A 15,203-nucleotide genomic window follows, 5' to 3' on the forward strand; every position below is an offset into this window, starting at 1 on the left:
AAAACAAATTCAGCCAACAACCTAGGTTATTGGCTGGGATAAATGTTATGCCTGACTACGTTTTAACACTAGTTGATCTAGGCTGATTTTGCCTGCACCGACACTGGCCAATGCTAAAAAGCCGCCTGCCATTGCAATGTTTTTGTAGAACATTAAAAACTGCATTTGATCATCAAGTTGAAAGTGGAATAACAAAGCACTCACTAGGCTGAAACCAGCAAAGGCGACAGCGGTTAGTTGTGTTAAAAAGCCCAGTAAAATAAATAATCCGCCAACAATTTCAAAGGCAATCACAAACGGCAGTAAGAACTCTGGTAAACCGACACTGCTCATGTATTGAGCAGTTGCATCAAAGAATTCTATTTTGCTAAAGCCGGTTAGTAAAAAGATGGCCGATAAACCAATACGTGCCAATAAAGTGCTAATATTTTGTAAGTGTGGTTGAGCTGAGATTAAAGTAAAAAGTTTCATAGTAGGTATCCTGTTTAGTTAAGCAGTGTGTCTGCGATGGAGTAACTATAAATTCACTTTAAAAGAATTAAAAATTGTAAAATTAGCGTTTATCATTCTTTAAAAAAGAATTTAAAAGGAGGTTGAATATGAAGCTGTTGTTATTAATAGGGTTTTGTTTTTCGGTGGTTACGAGTAGCTTGGTGTTTGCCGAACAAAATTTACCAAATAGTCGTCATTATGCGTTGTTAGCATCAGATATTGCGGTGCAGCAAAGCTGGCAAGTTAAAGACACAATTAAAGGTTATGAGATGCTGGAATATCAAATTAACCTTAATAAAGGCGCTATCTTATCGGTTGATTTTACACCTTCAAACTCTAGCAACTACTTTAATATTTTACCGAAAGGCAACCCAACCGCTTTGTTTGTTGGCCCAGCAAAAGGTGATCATGCTGAGCTTACAATTCCTGATAATGGCGATTATGTGATTCGGGTATTTTTGATGCGCAATGCCGCGCGCCGTGAGGAGCAAAGTGAATTTACTGCCGATATCAGCGTCGTAAAAAGTACATTAAAAGGCATGCACCCAAGCTGGGATGTCGATGGTGATGGGATTAATGATTGCGAGAAAGACGGTAGCTGCGATCATACGGTTGACTACAGCCTTCCTCGAAAGTCGAATTAGGCCTTTATTGAGGCCTAATCAGCTGTATTATTCAGGCGCTACTTCAAGCGTTGTGAATAATGAGTAGCGTACGTTATCGATATCGGCTTCTGTTGGTTTTTGATCAACAGATGCTTCAATTAGATACATATCGGCGTGAGCGAAAGTCACCGTAAAGAAGCCTTTTTTGTCGGTTGTTACTTTCACTTCGTCGCGTTCATTACGGTAGCGAGCACTACCACGAACAATAGCAAGCTCAACGTCAGCGGCTGGTTTGCCATCCATTAATAATTGGAACTTAGCTTCTTCACCAGCAAATAGATCGTTCGGGTGAGTAGGGCCAGAAATTTCTAGGCCTTGACCAAGTAATGTTGGCTTAGAAGTGCCATTACGGCTGACAAAAGTATCAACTGTTGCGATTGATTTTACAGTACGTACCTCAGTTGCACCTGCTGGTAGGTCTGCTTCTTTTTTACCTGCGAACACACGACCGCGATTGCCGTCTTTATCTTTATAGAAAGTCATTAGCATTGGCTTTTGCTGCATAGCAATATGGTAAGTACCGTCTTGCGTTAAACTTACTGCCGCAGAATTTTTGCGTTTTAAGTAGTATGCACGAATTGTTTCTTCAACCGGTTTACCATCTGGAGCAAGAGCAATTAATAGGTTGTCGTCATACTCAGCGCCTTTTTCTTTCGGGCGGTATGCTTTATCTGGGCTAAACAACTCATTTGAAATACTGGCATCGATCATCACATAGTGAGTTTTCTCACCTGATAAAGAAGTGTGAGATGGCATTAACCAACGAGCATGTGCTTGTGCATAGCCAGATGCAAGCGCGGTGAAGGTCACAGCGCCGATCAGCGCTGTTTTTAATAATTTTAATTTCATTGTTTTTCCTTAATGACTGGTAATGGTAACAAAGCTAGTCGCGAACTCTTTTTCGCCTTTAATAGTGACTTTGCCGTCTTTCGTTAAGTCGATTTCAACGCGGGTGTAATCTCGACCACCTTCTTCACGTACAACTTCAACATTAAGTAGGTAGCTGCCAGGTTTAACTGGGTTGCCCTTTAAATCTTTACCTTGCCACTCAATGGTGTAAGTACCAGGGCGTTTTGTTGCACCTGTAACACCATCAAAGTTGTCGTTGCTACGACCGGCTTTTCGCCACCACTGACGTAAGTCTTTAAACCACTCTGCTTTCTCAACCCAAAGTGCAATCGTAGTAACGTGTTTACGCTCAGGTGTTTCTAGCCATAGCGCCACATAAGGGCGATGATATGGGGAAACATCTAGTTCAGGTAAAGTGAACTCAACAGTGAGGTTGGCGTCTTTTGCAAAGCTCAGAGGGCTGAATAAACAGCTAATTAGTAGAGCGACGAGTAAGTGGGCTTGTTTCATTAAGATACTCCTTTAAGTTGAGGCACCCAAACTAGATAAATGACCAAAGGCGTGGCAACTCCGAGGAGGGTTAACCAAAGACCTGCGGCACGTTTTTTACGGTTTTGAAAGAGAATAATTAATCCGGTGATGGCAAACAGAATCATCAAAAAAGCTGAAATATCAATGACCCAGCTCCATGCTTCTCCTGTATGGCGGCCTTTGTGTAAGTCGCCAATCAGACTCATAAAGCCCCCTGTTTGATAATCAATATTCAGTTCACCGGTTTGAAAATCGATTTCTGCATAGGCAAAGCCTGCCGGAAGTGGGTAGTCGAGCATTACCAAGGCATCTTCTTTTTCCCACTCAATACTCTTCACATTACTGAGTGAAAATTGCTGCTGCATGTACTGCTCTATTTCAGGATAAAGGTTTGGTAACGTGTCGAGGTTTGCTTGTGCTTTTTCGAATAGCGCAGCAGAAACAAGCTGTTGGTTTTGACCATTATGTTTATCATTTTCGAGCCAACTAACGTGATTAAGAATGATGCCGCTGACACAAAATAAAATAAGTAAAAAGAACAGGGCCGTTGAAAAATAAATGTGTAATGCACGGCTAATGCTGTAAAAGTTGCGCTTGTTAAATGAGAACATAATGCGGTTTATTCCGTTAAAGATACAAATATGATAATGATTTGTATTAACGATAACAAGCGAGTTTACGTTCTTTACATTTCTTTGTGCTAGAAATGAAAAGCGAGATACGCCATTACTGCGAGTTGTGAACTGACTAAACAAGCAAGCAACATTAAGCGCATCTGCGTGGTTAAATTAACTTGAATAAGGGTTGGTTTATTTGGTGCAGAAGGGCGATTAATTAAATACGCTAACACGCTTAACTCAATCACTGCCACAAGATACATCACCCAAATTGGCGCGGCACTTTGCAGTAAAAAAACATACCCGATTGCCATCCCAAAACCCGCTAAGAACTTGGCTCGGGTAGGTACAACCTTATGCTCTTGCCAGAACCTCAGAGGCTGGCCGTATCTAGGATGGTTGAGCAACCACGCAGACAGCTTGGGCGATGAGCGGGTAAAACAGGCCAATGCCAAGATAAAAAAGATAGTCGTCGGCATCACAGGCAGTGCAATGCCTATGATACCTAAACCCACCATCAATAACCCGAGTAATTGATAGCAGCCATTTTTATAGGCGGTAAACGCCGCTCTCACATTCATCAATAAAATTGAGCCTGATAAAACTTAAATCGTTGTTGTGCTTGCTCAGCACCCTCTATCAAGGTGGCCTGTTGCTCATCACTGAGTTCAAGGTTATCAATAAGATGGCTTAGTTGACAGCCCTTATTACATTCATTGGCTTTAGCTAGATAACGAGCACCACGTTGGTTATTTAACTTTAGCTCAGCTTCAACTTGTTTGCCTAATGTTGTCGCTGAAAATTGCGACCCTTCAATAACATATAGCCAGCCAAGTGCATAGGCAAAGTCGGTGTGTTGAAAACAGCGTGGTTGCAGCGTGCGATTTGGCAGAGGGTGTTTTAAATCGTTTAAGTCCTGCTCGATGAGGGGGAGTCGTGTACGGTCAAATAAATTATCAACATATTTATGTAAATCAACGTGTTGATAAAGGTTCTCTACCTCGATTTGATAACTGTACTGTAAGGTTAGAAATTTTTTATAGTTATCTAAATCAGTAGTGGGTGATAGCGCTAATAAATGATGATCAATCTCTTTTGAGATGTTTACTATCGCTTGTTTTAGCTTTTCAGCTCGAGAAAGTAGCTCGAGTATTGGCATGAATAGGGTCCTCAGCAACGTCTATAAAGTAAATGCACGGGGTAGTTGATGTTGTCATAGGGTTATACCCATAATTTCTAAGTGATAATCAAGCAAAGCTGCTATACAGCTTTTAACAATAAACCGGGCTTAGAATGGTGCTATATAATAATGATTTTCATTTGTATAGCCAGAAAATGTTTTTGCTAAAGGTACAGATCGGACCTGAATATTCTTTGTTTTGTGTTTGTAACGTTTTATCAATACTCCAAAGCTACATTATTAAAAAGTAAAAAAGCATGGAGGTGTTTGACTGTTAAGTTTAGTTCCAACATGCTTTATAGCATGTACTAAGCGATACTTGATGGTCGTGTAAGGATATATGTCACAATAAGAATCTTTATAAAACCAATCATGAAAACCAGCCATAGAGCGGGTTCTGCTAAGGCTAATAATGAGAAACTAAAACATATACACGTTACTGCCATGAGCTTTGCTTTGACAGGTATTACTTTGTTTTCTTGCCATAAACGCAATGTTAATCCAAAGCGAGGGTGGTTAAGTAACTGCTTTGCATGTGTTGGTGAAGCATGACTAAAGCACACTAGGGCAAGTATAAAAAAAATCGTTGTTGGCATAATAGGCAAAGCCATACCTACAACTCCTAGAGCTACTAAAGTAAACCCACTTAGTTTTAGTGTGGTTTGTTTGTACCTTATTAGTCGAAGGTTAAATTTCATGAATACACTTGGCTTTGAAATTGTTGAAAACGTGTAAAGGCTTGGCGAGCACCTTCAATTAGGGCAGCTTCTTGGGCTTGTGTTAGCTCTAACGTGTCTATTAGTTGTGTGAGTTCTCGCCATGCACTTCCTCGACCTGCTCCAGGTCCTTTCAAATATCGAGCGCCATGGTCAGCATCGAAGTTTAGCTGTGCCTCTACTTGCTTACCAAGCATAGCAGCTCCAACTTTTGAGCCCTCAACAACATAGAGCCAACCTAAAGCGGTAGCAAAATCTGTCTCATGGGTGATAGAAGGTTCTAAAGGGGTTTCTGGTAATGCGTATTTCAGGTCTTGAAAGTCCTGTTCTAATAAAGACAAGCGACGACGTGCGATTAGATCATTTATATGCTTAGCAAGTTCTGGGTGTTCGTATAATGCACTGACATCTTTCAAGAAGTTGTACTGTAAACTTAAAAATAATAGATAGCTGCTTGTATCGGCAAATGGGTTTTGGGCCATGATGCTTTTATCGACATTATTGTGCACATCAGTCGTTGCTGTTTTTAGTGCTTGAGATCGCGAATGTTCAGTAATGGTAAGAGACATGTTTACTCCATAGATAAAGCACATTGCAGTGAAAAATGATCGCTGCAATGTATAAGGTAAAATAAGAACTTAAAGTTTGATTTCTAGGCCAAGAGTAATGGTCTTTCCTGGCTCGGGCATGGCGACAATAGAACCCGTTGAAACTTTATATTGGTCAGTTAGATTAGTAACAGATGCATAGCCACTCAGGCTTTCGTTGAACGTGTAATCAAGGTAAAAATCTAATTGATAACCAGATGGGATATACTCAAGTGCATCAACACCTGTTGATGATAAGAAGCCGCCAGGGTGGCGCTTATCGGTATGCTTTTTATAAATAAAACCTGTATCTAATGAATCATCAAACAAGGTTGCACCGATATTGACGATGTAACTCTTTTCTGGAGGAATTCGCAACGGGGTTAAACTGCCTAAAAAGCCTTCACTATTACAACGTTCAGCACCGCCAATATCTGCCAATTCATTTGAACACATCTCTACGTCTTGGTAATTGATCATTGATGCAGATGCATAGAGGTACTGACTTTTATAATCTAGTTTTAACTCGATACCGGGAAGGGTGAATGAGTCATAGTTTGTAAATGCATAGGTGCGTTGCCAAGAATACGCTTCAGGATCCTTGTTGGGTAGGTTCGCCGTAGCAAGCATATCTTTTATTTCAGTGTGGAATAGGCTGAAATTGAAAGTAAAGTTATCATTGGTTGCGATGATGTCACTAAATGTACTTTCAATATTCAATTCGTATGAATTTGTTCGCTCAGGAGTAATTGGGTAGCCGGGTGAGAAAGAAAACACCTCATTAGAAACGGTTCCCTCGTATAAACTCGGCATTCGATATGCCTTACTATACTTAGCAGATACAAATGTGTTGCCAATCAGAAGATATGAAGCTTGCAAGGTTAAATCTAGTTTAGCATCAAAGTCATGCTCTAATTCAGCTTGGCGGTCTTCAATTTTGGCATCATGAAGGTTCATGTTTAATAGAAGTTCTAAGTCATTAAAATCTAATTGCGCATTAGCAAAAAAACTATTTGAGGTTCGCTTACCATCACGTGATGTAGGGTATTTTGTATAGAAGGTGTCTTCATAACCTTCTTTTGGTTTTAATTCTTCAGACTGCCACGCATAGCCAGTGGTTAAGGTTGTAGGGATCTGGCTGGCAATTTTAAAGCTTGATACATTACAAGCACTAAAGCCTGAACGAGTATTTGCATACTGGTGGGTATATTGTAATGCGTTTGAACCTAGGTTGCTTGCCAATGCATTGTATTGATCTAATTTTGCATGCGTGTTCCAAAGGTTCACTTTCAAATCGATAAGCGAGTTGTTCGTTGGTAAGTAGTGGTAAATAGCACTGATACTATTTACATGCGCTGTACCAAGTTGCCATTGTGGCATTGCCTCTTCACCTGCAGGAATTTCTTCCCATGTGCCGTCAGGTAGGCGGCGGTAATCACCTTCTTTATATTTGTGCCAATAAGAAGCGAGCATTTCCCCAGCGGCTTGTTGATGATGGCGGGTATTGACTTCGAGAGTGTGTTCATCGGTAAACTCATAACTAAATTTAGCTAAGTAAGATTCACTTTCAAAGCTCGTATTAACGACTTCTGCGCCAGGTGATACCGGAGGGTGAATTTCAAAAGTACTCAGCCAACCCTCAACAACTTCAACAAAATCTTCATAACCATTACTACCAGCAAAGTAGTTGCCGACCTTTTTGTCACTAAAAGCAAATACTGCGCTGAAGTCATCATTTTTATAAGCTGTAGCTAGAACCATTGACCCGTTTTCAAAGTCTGTACTGTTATGGCTTGGCGCTACTTGGTAATACTCTTGCTCTACAGGGTCATCACTTACTTTTGGCATGGAGTTGTTGTTGTATGTTTTTAGTTTTACTAATGCGCCTAAATTTTGACCTTCCTTTAAAATATCAGCAGGATTTAAAGTGCTCATACTGACTGTGCCACCGATAGCGCCTGCGCTAAATGGTGAGGCTTTTGCCGTAGGGCCTTTTTCGACATTCACTGTACTGATCAGGTCTGAGTCAATGTAAGTGCGATCAGAGGTGCCCATATAACCGCGGTTAGTGTGAGTAGACTGTAAGCTACCATCAATAAAAATGGGAACTCGGCCTTCACCCTGTACGCCTCGGATGCCCACGTCTAATGCACCTGCTTCGTTACGAATATTATTCGCCTCAATTCCTGAAAAAGTTGAAAAAATATCAGAGTTTGAAAGGCCGCTTGTGCGGTCCATCTCTTCTCGAGTTATTTTTAATTGCGTACCTTTTACTACGATAACTTCTATATCTTTTTGTTTTTCTGTTAAATCATTAGAGACAGCGCTGTCTTTATCGGTAGTAGAAGAGGTTGAGTTTTTTGAATTGGTCGACTTTATAACAATACTGTTATCGATTACTTCTGCTCGAATAGCTGTATTCTTAAGAGCGACTTCTAAAGCATCATATACTGATTTTTGGCCATGTATTGAAGGAGCGACAATACCTTCTAATATTTTTGCATCAGCAATAAGGTTCATGTTCGCTTGCTGTGCTAGCTGGTTAAGTGAGTTACTTAATGATTGCTCAGCAATGTTAAAAGTAAATACCGCTCTATCTTGAGCGGCAAGGGGAGCGCTTAGGGCTAACCCAAGTGCAAATGCCAAAGGTGATAATTTAGTGGTTAAAGAGTAAGGGGTTTTCATTCATTTACATCCAAGTAATTAACTAACTAAAATGAAAACGAATGAGAATGAGAATCCCTCAATAAAAATTTTATAAATTATAGTTTGTTTATAATTATCTGATCTTTTTCTGTTTTTATTTCAACAGGAACTACATGGGGTAATAATTTTAAAAAATTATCCAATTCTGAGGCATTAAATGTTCCAGACAAAGGTAGTTGGCTCAATTCATTGCTGGCAAATTTAAATTCTCTGTCATGGTATCGGTTGAACTCTACAAAAACTTCATTGAGAGGTGTGTTGTCAAAAATTAGTCGCCCATGTTGCCATGCATCAATAAGAGTTGGGTTGATATTTTCAACAGAGATACCTTGCTCATTAACATAAGCTTGCTGACCTTGTATTAGTTCAACGATATGCTGATTACTTTGAACCTTGACTCTACCATGCGAGACGCGAATGCGTGTGTTTAATGGTTTTTTATCGACTGTAAACTTAGTACCTAACACGGTTATTTTAGTGGTATCTGTATTGACGATAAATGGTCGCTTGGGGTTTGTCGTGACATCAAATAAGGCTCGCCCTTTTACTAAGGTATTAGAGCGAATGTGCTCATTAAAATTAATGTTTAGGTTTGTTTGTGCATCTAAATATAGCTTAGAGCCTTCTGGTAGGTTTACTTTAAGCTGCTCACCGATTGCTGAGCTATATTGAGCACTGTAATCGCTGCTTTCAGTATGGGGCAACAATGTGAAACTGATCAGGCTTATCATGAATATCGCTAAGCATGCTGCTGTTGCCATCCATACATTTGCTTGTGAAAAGCGAAAGACTTTTGATGTAGATAGGTTCTCAATTTCTTGTTCTGAAAACTGTGCTAACAAGCCGTCTATTTGTTTACTTTCTTCGAAAATAGTCTTGTGATCAGGGTTTAGTGAAAGCCAGTACTGAAATTGCTCTTCTTGCTCTGTAGTAAAGCCACACTTTTGCTGTTCTAGCCACTTATTTGCTTGCTCTTGCAATAATGTTTGCTGACGGTCCATTGTATACTTTCCTATTTTCTATTCAGTGTTTCACGGCATAACATCATGGCTGTTGCTAGGTGCTTTTCAACCATACTAACAGAAATGTTCATTTGCGATGAATTTGATGTTGGCTAAGATTTTTAAACTTATAAAGTACAAAGGCTTGTTTTGTTTTTTGCGGCAGCTGTTCAATGCATTGGTAAAGTTGCTTGAGTTGTTGTTGTGCCGCGAGTTTTGATTCTGGCTCAAAGTCAGCGGGAGCAATAAGATCTAGTTCAGCCTCTTCGGTTACTTTTCGCTTTTTACGATACTGATCAATAACAATGTTTTTTGCTGTAGTAAAAAATAGAGCACGCTGCTGGGTTGAATCATGATTTGGATTGTTTTTCTTATGATTCAGTATCCTTAAGTAGGCTTCTTGTACAATGTTTTGCGCCTTTTCTTTACAGCCAACGGAGCGTGAAATGTAATTTAAAACTTCAGCGTAATAGCGTTCCAAAAGTCACCTTTTTAGGTAATTTAAAAAGGAAAAGGATACTAGCTGTCAGTCAACTAAATGGCAATAGTTTTTGTTTGCATTTGCAACTGGTTTGAGGTGTGACAAATAGCCCAGCGCAAGGCTGGGCTAAATAGGTGTATGGAGTAATAGGGTTACTAAAAGTAATAACCTATATTGATATTGAAGCGGGTTTCAGTCTCGTCGCTGTCGCCAGCAATTGAACCACCAACAAATGGCTGGTTTTTCGCTTGTACAAAATCAAAGTAAGTGAATAAGCCACCTGCGGCAACAGATACACCAGTTACATTCATCCATGTATCTTCGCTGTTATCTGACTTGTCATAAATGATGCCGTAGTCATTATAAAACTGTAGGTTAGTTACCGGGCCCCACTCTACAGGGAGGCTGTAAGCAATATTGGCATTAGTCATGGTCGCTTCTGCGGCAATACTGTCGTAAAACGCATAAGCACCTACAGCCATACGATCAACGTTGTCGATATCGTAGTTATACTCGCCGTGCTGTAGTTGGAAATTCCATGCACCTATTGTGCTATTTAAGTGCACAGCCCAGGCGTAGTAATCGCCAGCTTTATCTTCGCCATCATGCAAGCCACCTGATAACGCAGATACACCGAGTTCGGTGGTACCGCCGTCATGTTCAAAGTGATAGCCATAACGACCAGAGAAGGTGTTGTATTCTCCAATGGCATTAGTTGGTTCGGCATAAATGCCCTCATCAGCTGAGCGGAAACCTACAACGTCATAAGAATAGCGGTCGCTTCTGTCATCCACATAACCATCTACGCCACCGAGCTCATCGTTTTTGAAAAAGCCAAGGTCAAGTTGCCAGTTATCGGCAATTTTTCGTTTAAATAGCACACCTAGATCATGATCATCTTCAAGGCCAACATAGTAAGTGGTGCCAAAGAAGTAGTTGTGCGAATTATATGGCCAGTTACCAAAAGGCACTTTGGTAATACCTGCCTGTACTTGCCAGTCTTCGGCAAAATCATAGGCGGCATAAGCATATTTAACTGCAGTCATGTAATCGAAAAAACGAATTTCAGCGTTGAGCTGCACATCACCAACATCGCCCGCAAAATTTAACCTAAAGATGTCAAAATCGAAGTCACCACCGCGATTTTTATTACCATCGTCATAGGATGTATAACTGTAATTAGTACGGACAGCACCTCCGATTTTAATTCCGGACTCTTTCTTAGGTGCTTCAACAGCTGCAGTTTGTTGCTCAAGTTGCTTTTGTTGCTTAGCAACTTGGGCATCAATTTGCGCTTGTTTCTCGGCTTGTTGCTGAGATTTTTTCTCTGCAGCATCAAGTTTGGTTTGCAGTTGCTGCATTTGCTGTTTCAGTAATTGCAGCTGCTTTTGAAGGTCATCAATTTCAGATGCCTGACTAAGACTTGAAGTTGTGCCCAAGGCTATTGCGAGGGCTAACTTTGATAGTTTAAGCATGAATTATCGCTAGTTTGGAATGGGTACTAACTAGCATAGATGATATTCATGGTGAACCCAAGGGTAGTCAAAGAAATTTAATATTAATCAATCAGTTTTAATTTTTTCTATGGTTCAAAGGTCTTGGTGATTGCACCGACTTCAAGTAACGGTGACGCATCAAGTTGATCTGCGTCCATCATGGCAGCAATTCGTTGCATAGAGGACAGCAGTAAACTTTGCTCCCATTCTTCAAGTGCAGAGAACTTTTCAATGAAGTGCTCTTGTAGCGGTTGAGGTGCCTGTTCGAGTAATTGTTTACCCCGCTCAGTGAGGTGCAAACTAACGCGACGCTTATCAAGCTGGCTACGCACTCTAGTCACAAGTTCGCGGCTTTCGATTCGATCTAAGATATTGGTCACCGTCGCAGGACTTAAGTTTACATTTTGTGCAATGCGACTGGCGGTAATGCCATCGGTTTGTGCAACTTCATTCATAATGAGCAGTTGTGGACCTGTTAAGCCCGAGGTTTTGTTGAGCTGTTTTGAATGAAGGTCGATAGCTCTGATCACTTTGCGCAGCGATACTAATAGCTCGTCATACTTTTGCATGTTGATGTCTCTTAAAAAAGGCGGTGTGGAACAACCGCAATCGCAAAATATTACACATCTAATAAATTGAGTTCAAATAAATAACAACTATGTGGCTTATAATTTCCGGCCATAGTGGGTGTTGTTCTGTTCTTTAGTTAGTTAGAGTAGAAATTAAAAGCTAAAATTTAAAAATTAGATGGAGTAATTGTTGTTAACACTTAAAATGCTACTACGAGGTGACACCATCACTTTGTAGTAAAACAATTAATACAAATAACTAAATATTATTTACTAAAAGCCACTGCATTGGGTAAGGTGGATTTTTCTTTCATTAAATGGGACGAATTATGAAGTTATCGCCATCTGTTACGATTGAGCAAAGTGAAACCGGGCTTGAATTTATTAAAGTTGCCAGTGAGTTTTGTAGCGCAACTATTTTTCTGCAAGGTGCGCAGATCACTGAGTTCACGCCAACCGATAAAAAGCCATTATTATGGGTCTCAGAATTAGAAGATTACCAAGAAGGCAAAGGTGTGCGAGGTGGTATTCCTATTTGTTGGCCATGGTTCGGGGTAAGTCAACATGAAGGCTGGCCAGCTCATGGTGTTGCTCGCACAAGTTTATGGCGCGCAGAAGAAGTGAAAGAACAAGACGATTCGATTTATATCAGCTTGTCATTGCCGATGACGCAAGTTGATGAAAAATATTGGCCTTATAAAACTAAGCTGTTAGCAGAGTTTATTTTAACCTCTGGTTTAGAACTACGTTTAACAACTACAAACTTAGATAACCAAACTGTACAGTTCACTCAAGCACTGCACACCTATTTCCCAACGCCAGCCATTGAAGAAACAAAAGTAGATGGTCTGCAAGGCGCGAAATACATTGAATTTGCTGAAGGTCCTTTTGAACAAAATGAGTTAGTGTCGTTCGCACGTGAAACAGACATGGTTTACACCGAAGCAAAAGATACTCAACGTATCATTACACCTGATGGCATTATTGAAGTAGGCCGTGAAAATTCAACTTCGTGTGTTCTTTGGAATCCATGGATTGATAAGTCAAAACGCCTTTCTAATTTTGCTGATGACGAATACCACGTCATGCTGTGTTTAGAAGCGGCTAATGTCCTTGATGATAGTGTTGAACTTGCACCTGGAGCAAGCCATACACTTGCAACAAAACTACGCTGGGTATAATTTAGCACGTAAGGCCGGCGCCGCTGGCCTTTACAAGGAATTACCGTGTTTAGTAATCAACAAATAGAAACCCTTCCAAAGCATCAAACGATTCAATTCCAACCACTTGCAGATAATGCGATATGGCATGTACAACTAAATTGGTTGTTGTTTTATGTACCTCTAATGGCCGTGATTATTGCTGTTCGGCACTTTAATCCTGCCGTTAGCCAAGCTATTGCCACACCTTGGCTGCTGGTTTTGCCGTTGTTGGTAATACTGTCAATGATCTACAACCTCTACAGTGTACGTGTCAAAGGCGTTGCAGTGAGAGAGCATGATATTGCGTTTAAGCGGGGTTTAATTTGGCAACAAACCACCTTATTGCCTATTTCTCGCGTGCAACACACCGAAATTCATCGCGGTCCAATTGAGCGAAAGTTAGGACTTGCGACACTCAGACTTTACAGTGCGGGTGGCATGAGTGCTGATTTACATATTAGCGGGTTAACTGACGAGCAATGCAATGATGTCCGCCAGTTCGTGCAAAGTTATGGTGATAATGCACTCATTCCAGAAAATGAGCTTGCCGATGAGTGATCAACAATGGCAACGGGTATCGCCATGGGCGCTACTGTATTTTATTGTGCACTTTGCACTGCGCTTTATAAAAGATGGGCTGCTTAATTTACTGCCAATTTTGGTGTTATTTGTCACGCAAGTTGAGCAAAAGCTGTTTTGGGGGCAAATAGCCGCTGCTGTAGCCTCGTTAGTTTTAGTGCTGTACGCCTTTGCTTATTATCGTAATTTTAAATACTGCATAACAGATGGTCACGAAATACTGCTCAATAAAGGGGTATTCAAAAAAGAGCGGCTAACCCTTAAATTTGCTCGAGTACAGAACGTCAACATAGCCGAACCTTTTTATTTTCAGCCGGTTAACTTGGTTAATTGTATTTTCGATGCCGCCGGTAGTAGTGCTCAAGAAGCGGTGATCCCAGGTGTAAAGCTTAGTTATGCCGAGCAAGTGCGCGAACAAGTTATGGCGTTTAAGGCTCAGTTACAGCAGCAAGAGCAGCCGTCTATTGAGCAAAGCGAAGCAACAGACACGCCGCAAACCTTAACGATCAGCAATGCTGAAATTGCTAAATTTGGCTTGATGTCGAACATGGCAATATTGGCATTGGCCGCGCTTGCCCCATTTATGAATATGATTTTTGAGTACCTCGAAAAAACCATCATAAACCGCCTAGAGGCAATGCTGATTGAGCAAGCCGCGTTCGTTGGTAGTGCCGCTGCAATCGCTGTTTTAATCATGGTTGTTGCTATTGTTTTATGTGCCATTTTACTTTCTGTTGTTATGGCTTTGGTGCGCTTTTTTAACTTTCAACTGTATTTTCAAGACGATAAGTTTAAGCGTGTGGCAGGTTTATTTGAGCGCCAGCAATTATCGATAAGTGTGTCGAAAATTCAAAGTGTGCAAATCAAACAAAATATTATTGCTCGGCTCCTTAATCGCTATACCTTAATTTGCCCGCAAGTGAGCAGTGGCGGTGTGGCTGCTGGGGTTGCGGCTCATAAAAATAAACAAACGTTAGTGATGCCAGTAATCACTAAAGAGCAAGTACAAGCCGTGTGTGGCTGGTTATTTCCATGGTTTGTTGATTTAACAGAGCTTAACTTTATTAAGCCTGAGCGAGCTTTACTTTATAAAAATACGTTTTTATATGTAATCCTACCTACTGTATTTTCTGCTTTAATTTTCAATGCCTTATTTGATGCAGCTACGATGCTGTGGAGCATTGTCGTGGGCTTAGTTTTGATGATCGGTGTGTTTTTGAATTATCAAAAAACGGGTGTAGCTTTGTATCAACATGACGGCCGTTTTTTTGCCGTATTTAAAACCGGCATGCTGGGTGTGCAGTATCGTGTTTTTGAAATCTATAAAGCGCAAAGTGTCACCACAATAAGCACTTATTTAATGCGTCGTTCACAGCTCAAAAGCTTGTATATACAACTAGCTTCTGGCTCTGTATCAATGCCTTACTTAAAAGCGGAACTGGCTGAGCAGCTTGCTGATTTCGCCCTATATGAAATAGAAGGCGTTGAGCGGAATTGGTTTTAAATGAAAATAATTCTCAATATCATTGATT

The 15,203-nt window shown here is 40.6% G+C and carries 16 protein-coding genes and 1 pseudogene; 4 read left to right on the forward strand and 13 right to left on the reverse strand.

Annotated features, from left to right (window positions below; all coding sequences use genetic code 11):
* Positions 1-45: 45 nt before the first annotated feature.
* On the reverse strand, positions 46-471 hold the full coding sequence (locus C2M33_RS04635; RefSeq protein WP_105173868.1) for a DoxX family protein: 426 nt from the start codon (positions 469-471) through the stop codon (positions 46-48).
* Between the two features lie 128 nt (positions 472-599).
* Between C2M33_RS04635 and C2M33_RS04640 the strand changes: the two genes are divergently transcribed.
* Positions 600-1,136: a hypothetical protein gene (locus C2M33_RS04640; RefSeq protein ID WP_105173869.1), complete on the forward strand. Its 537-nt coding sequence runs from the start codon at positions 600-602 to the stop codon at positions 1,134-1,136.
* Positions 1,137-1,163: 27 nt separating this feature from the next.
* On the opposite strand, the gene C2M33_RS04645 is transcribed toward C2M33_RS04640, so the two are convergent.
* The 12 genes and pseudogenes from C2M33_RS04645 to C2M33_RS04700 form a co-directional block, all read right to left on the reverse strand.
* Entirely contained in the window at positions 1,164-2,006 is an 843-nt protein-coding gene (locus C2M33_RS04645) for a DUF4198 domain-containing protein (protein WP_063700888.1), read from the reverse strand.
* A 9-nt stretch (positions 2,007-2,015) separates the two neighbouring features.
* Positions 2,016-2,516, reverse strand: a complete 501-nt coding sequence (locus tag C2M33_RS04650) for a DUF2271 domain-containing protein (RefSeq protein ID WP_105173870.1) — start codon at positions 2,514-2,516, stop codon at positions 2,016-2,018.
* Positions 2,516-3,148 carry a PepSY-associated TM helix domain-containing protein gene (locus C2M33_RS04655; RefSeq protein ID WP_105173871.1) on the reverse strand — a complete coding sequence of 211 codons (633 nt, stop codon included), beginning with the start codon at positions 3,146-3,148 and terminating at the stop codon, positions 2,516-2,518. The genes C2M33_RS04650 and C2M33_RS04655 overlap by 1 nt, the downstream gene beginning before the upstream one ends.
* A 197-nt stretch (positions 3,149-3,345) precedes the next feature.
* Positions 3,346-3,735, reverse strand: a pseudogene (locus C2M33_RS04660) (YbaN family protein); the annotation flags it as partial.
* On the reverse strand, positions 3,735-4,313 hold the full coding sequence (locus C2M33_RS04665; RefSeq protein WP_105173872.1) for a biliverdin-producing heme oxygenase: 579 nt from the start codon (positions 4,311-4,313) through the stop codon (positions 3,735-3,737). The pseudogene C2M33_RS04660 and the gene C2M33_RS04665, both read right to left, overlap by 1 nt.
* 329 nt (positions 4,314-4,642) lie before the next feature.
* Positions 4,643-5,032, reverse strand: coding sequence for a YbaN family protein (locus tag C2M33_RS04670; protein ID WP_058586044.1), 390 nt, complete (start codon positions 5,030-5,032; stop codon positions 4,643-4,645).
* Entirely contained in the window at positions 5,029-5,619 is a 591-nt protein-coding gene (locus tag C2M33_RS04675; RefSeq protein WP_105173873.1) for a biliverdin-producing heme oxygenase, read from the reverse strand. The genes C2M33_RS04670 and C2M33_RS04675 overlap by 4 nt, the downstream gene beginning before the upstream one ends.
* 69 nt (positions 5,620-5,688) lie before the next feature.
* Positions 5,689-8,322 (reverse strand): TonB-dependent receptor domain-containing protein, encoded by a 2,634-nt coding sequence (locus C2M33_RS04680; protein WP_105173874.1) that lies wholly within the window; start codon positions 8,320-8,322, stop codon positions 5,689-5,691.
* A gap of 77 nt (positions 8,323-8,399) precedes the next feature.
* The gene (locus C2M33_RS04685; RefSeq protein ID WP_105173875.1) at positions 8,400-9,344 is read right to left on the reverse strand and encodes a FecR family protein; all 945 of its coding nucleotides are present in this window, start codon (positions 9,342-9,344) and stop codon (positions 8,400-8,402) included.
* A gap of 88 nt (positions 9,345-9,432) precedes the next feature.
* On the reverse strand, positions 9,433-9,825 hold the full coding sequence (locus tag C2M33_RS04690) for an RNA polymerase sigma factor (RefSeq protein WP_233999110.1): 393 nt from the start codon (positions 9,823-9,825) through the stop codon (positions 9,433-9,435).
* Positions 9,826-9,980: 155 nt separating this feature from the next.
* On the reverse strand, positions 9,981-11,300 hold the full coding sequence (locus tag C2M33_RS04695) for a porin (protein ID WP_105173876.1): 1,320 nt from the start codon (positions 11,298-11,300) through the stop codon (positions 9,981-9,983).
* Positions 11,301-11,407: 107 nt separating this feature from the next.
* Entirely contained in the window at positions 11,408-11,890 is a 483-nt protein-coding gene (locus tag C2M33_RS04700) for a MarR family winged helix-turn-helix transcriptional regulator (protein WP_063700897.1), read from the reverse strand.
* Between the two features lie 329 nt (positions 11,891-12,219).
* Here C2M33_RS04700 and C2M33_RS04705 point away from each other — a divergent pair, with 329 nt between their 5' ends.
* Genes C2M33_RS04705 through C2M33_RS04715 form a run of 3 tightly spaced genes read left to right on the forward strand, consistent with a single transcriptional unit; the run spans position 12,220 to position 15,175 of the window.
* Positions 12,220-13,071: a D-hexose-6-phosphate mutarotase gene (locus tag C2M33_RS04705; protein WP_105173877.1), complete on the forward strand. Its 852-nt coding sequence runs from the start codon at positions 12,220-12,222 to the stop codon at positions 13,069-13,071.
* 45 nt (positions 13,072-13,116) lie between these two features.
* Positions 13,117-13,650 carry a PH domain-containing protein gene (locus C2M33_RS04710; RefSeq protein ID WP_105173878.1) on the forward strand — a complete coding sequence of 178 codons (534 nt, stop codon included), beginning with the start codon at positions 13,117-13,119 and terminating at the stop codon, positions 13,648-13,650.
* Positions 13,643-15,175 (forward strand): PH domain-containing protein, encoded by a 1,533-nt coding sequence (locus C2M33_RS04715; protein ID WP_233999111.1) that lies wholly within the window; start codon positions 13,643-13,645, stop codon positions 15,173-15,175. The genes C2M33_RS04710 and C2M33_RS04715 overlap by 8 nt, the downstream gene beginning before the upstream one ends.
* Positions 15,176-15,203 lie beyond the last annotated feature (28 nt).

This window comes from Pseudoalteromonas sp. T1lg122 (genome assembly GCF_002964825.1).
Taxonomy (GTDB): Bacteria; Pseudomonadota; Gammaproteobacteria; order Enterobacterales; family Alteromonadaceae; genus Pseudoalteromonas; species Pseudoalteromonas gelatinilytica.

Bases quoted from the DNA above. Each gene is read 5' to 3' on its own strand.
- C2M33_RS04655 (WP_105173871.1), bottom strand. From the start codon at position 3,148: ATGTTCTCATTTAACAAGCGCAACTTTTACAGCATTAGCCGTGCATTA.
- C2M33_RS04650 (WP_105173870.1), bottom strand. From the start codon at position 2,516: ATGAAACAAGCCCACTTACTCGTCGCTCTACTAATTAGCTGTTTATTC.
- C2M33_RS04700 (WP_063700897.1), bottom strand. From the start codon at position 11,890: ATGCAAAAGTATGACGAGCTATTAGTATCGCTGCGCAAAGTGATCAGA.
- C2M33_RS04670 (WP_058586044.1), bottom strand. From the start codon at position 5,032: ATGAAATTTAACCTTCGACTAATAAGGTACAAACAAACCACACTAAAA.
- C2M33_RS04645 (WP_063700888.1), bottom strand. From the start codon at position 2,006: ATGAAATTAAAATTATTAAAAACAGCGCTGATCGGCGCTGTGACCTTC.
- C2M33_RS04665 (WP_105173872.1), bottom strand. From the start codon at position 4,313: ATGCCAATACTCGAGCTACTTTCTCGAGCTGAAAAGCTAAAACAAGCG.
- C2M33_RS04675 (WP_105173873.1), bottom strand. From the start codon at position 5,619: ATGTCTCTTACCATTACTGAACATTCGCGATCTCAAGCACTAAAAACA.
- C2M33_RS04640 (WP_105173869.1), top strand. From the start codon at position 600: ATGAAGCTGTTGTTATTAATAGGGTTTTGTTTTTCGGTGGTTACGAGT.
- C2M33_RS04715 (WP_233999111.1), top strand. From the start codon at position 13,643: ATGAGTGATCAACAATGGCAACGGGTATCGCCATGGGCGCTACTGTAT.
- C2M33_RS04680 (WP_105173874.1), bottom strand. From the start codon at position 8,322: ATGAAAACCCCTTACTCTTTAACCACTAAATTATCACCTTTGGCATTT.
- C2M33_RS04705 (WP_105173877.1), top strand. From the start codon at position 12,220: ATGAAGTTATCGCCATCTGTTACGATTGAGCAAAGTGAAACCGGGCTT.
- C2M33_RS04635 (WP_105173868.1), bottom strand. From the start codon at position 471: ATGAAACTTTTTACTTTAATCTCAGCTCAACCACACTTACAAAATATT.
- C2M33_RS04695 (WP_105173876.1), bottom strand. From the start codon at position 11,300: ATGCTTAAACTATCAAAGTTAGCCCTCGCAATAGCCTTGGGCACAACT.
- C2M33_RS04685 (WP_105173875.1), bottom strand. From the start codon at position 9,344: ATGGACCGTCAGCAAACATTATTGCAAGAGCAAGCAAATAAGTGGCTA.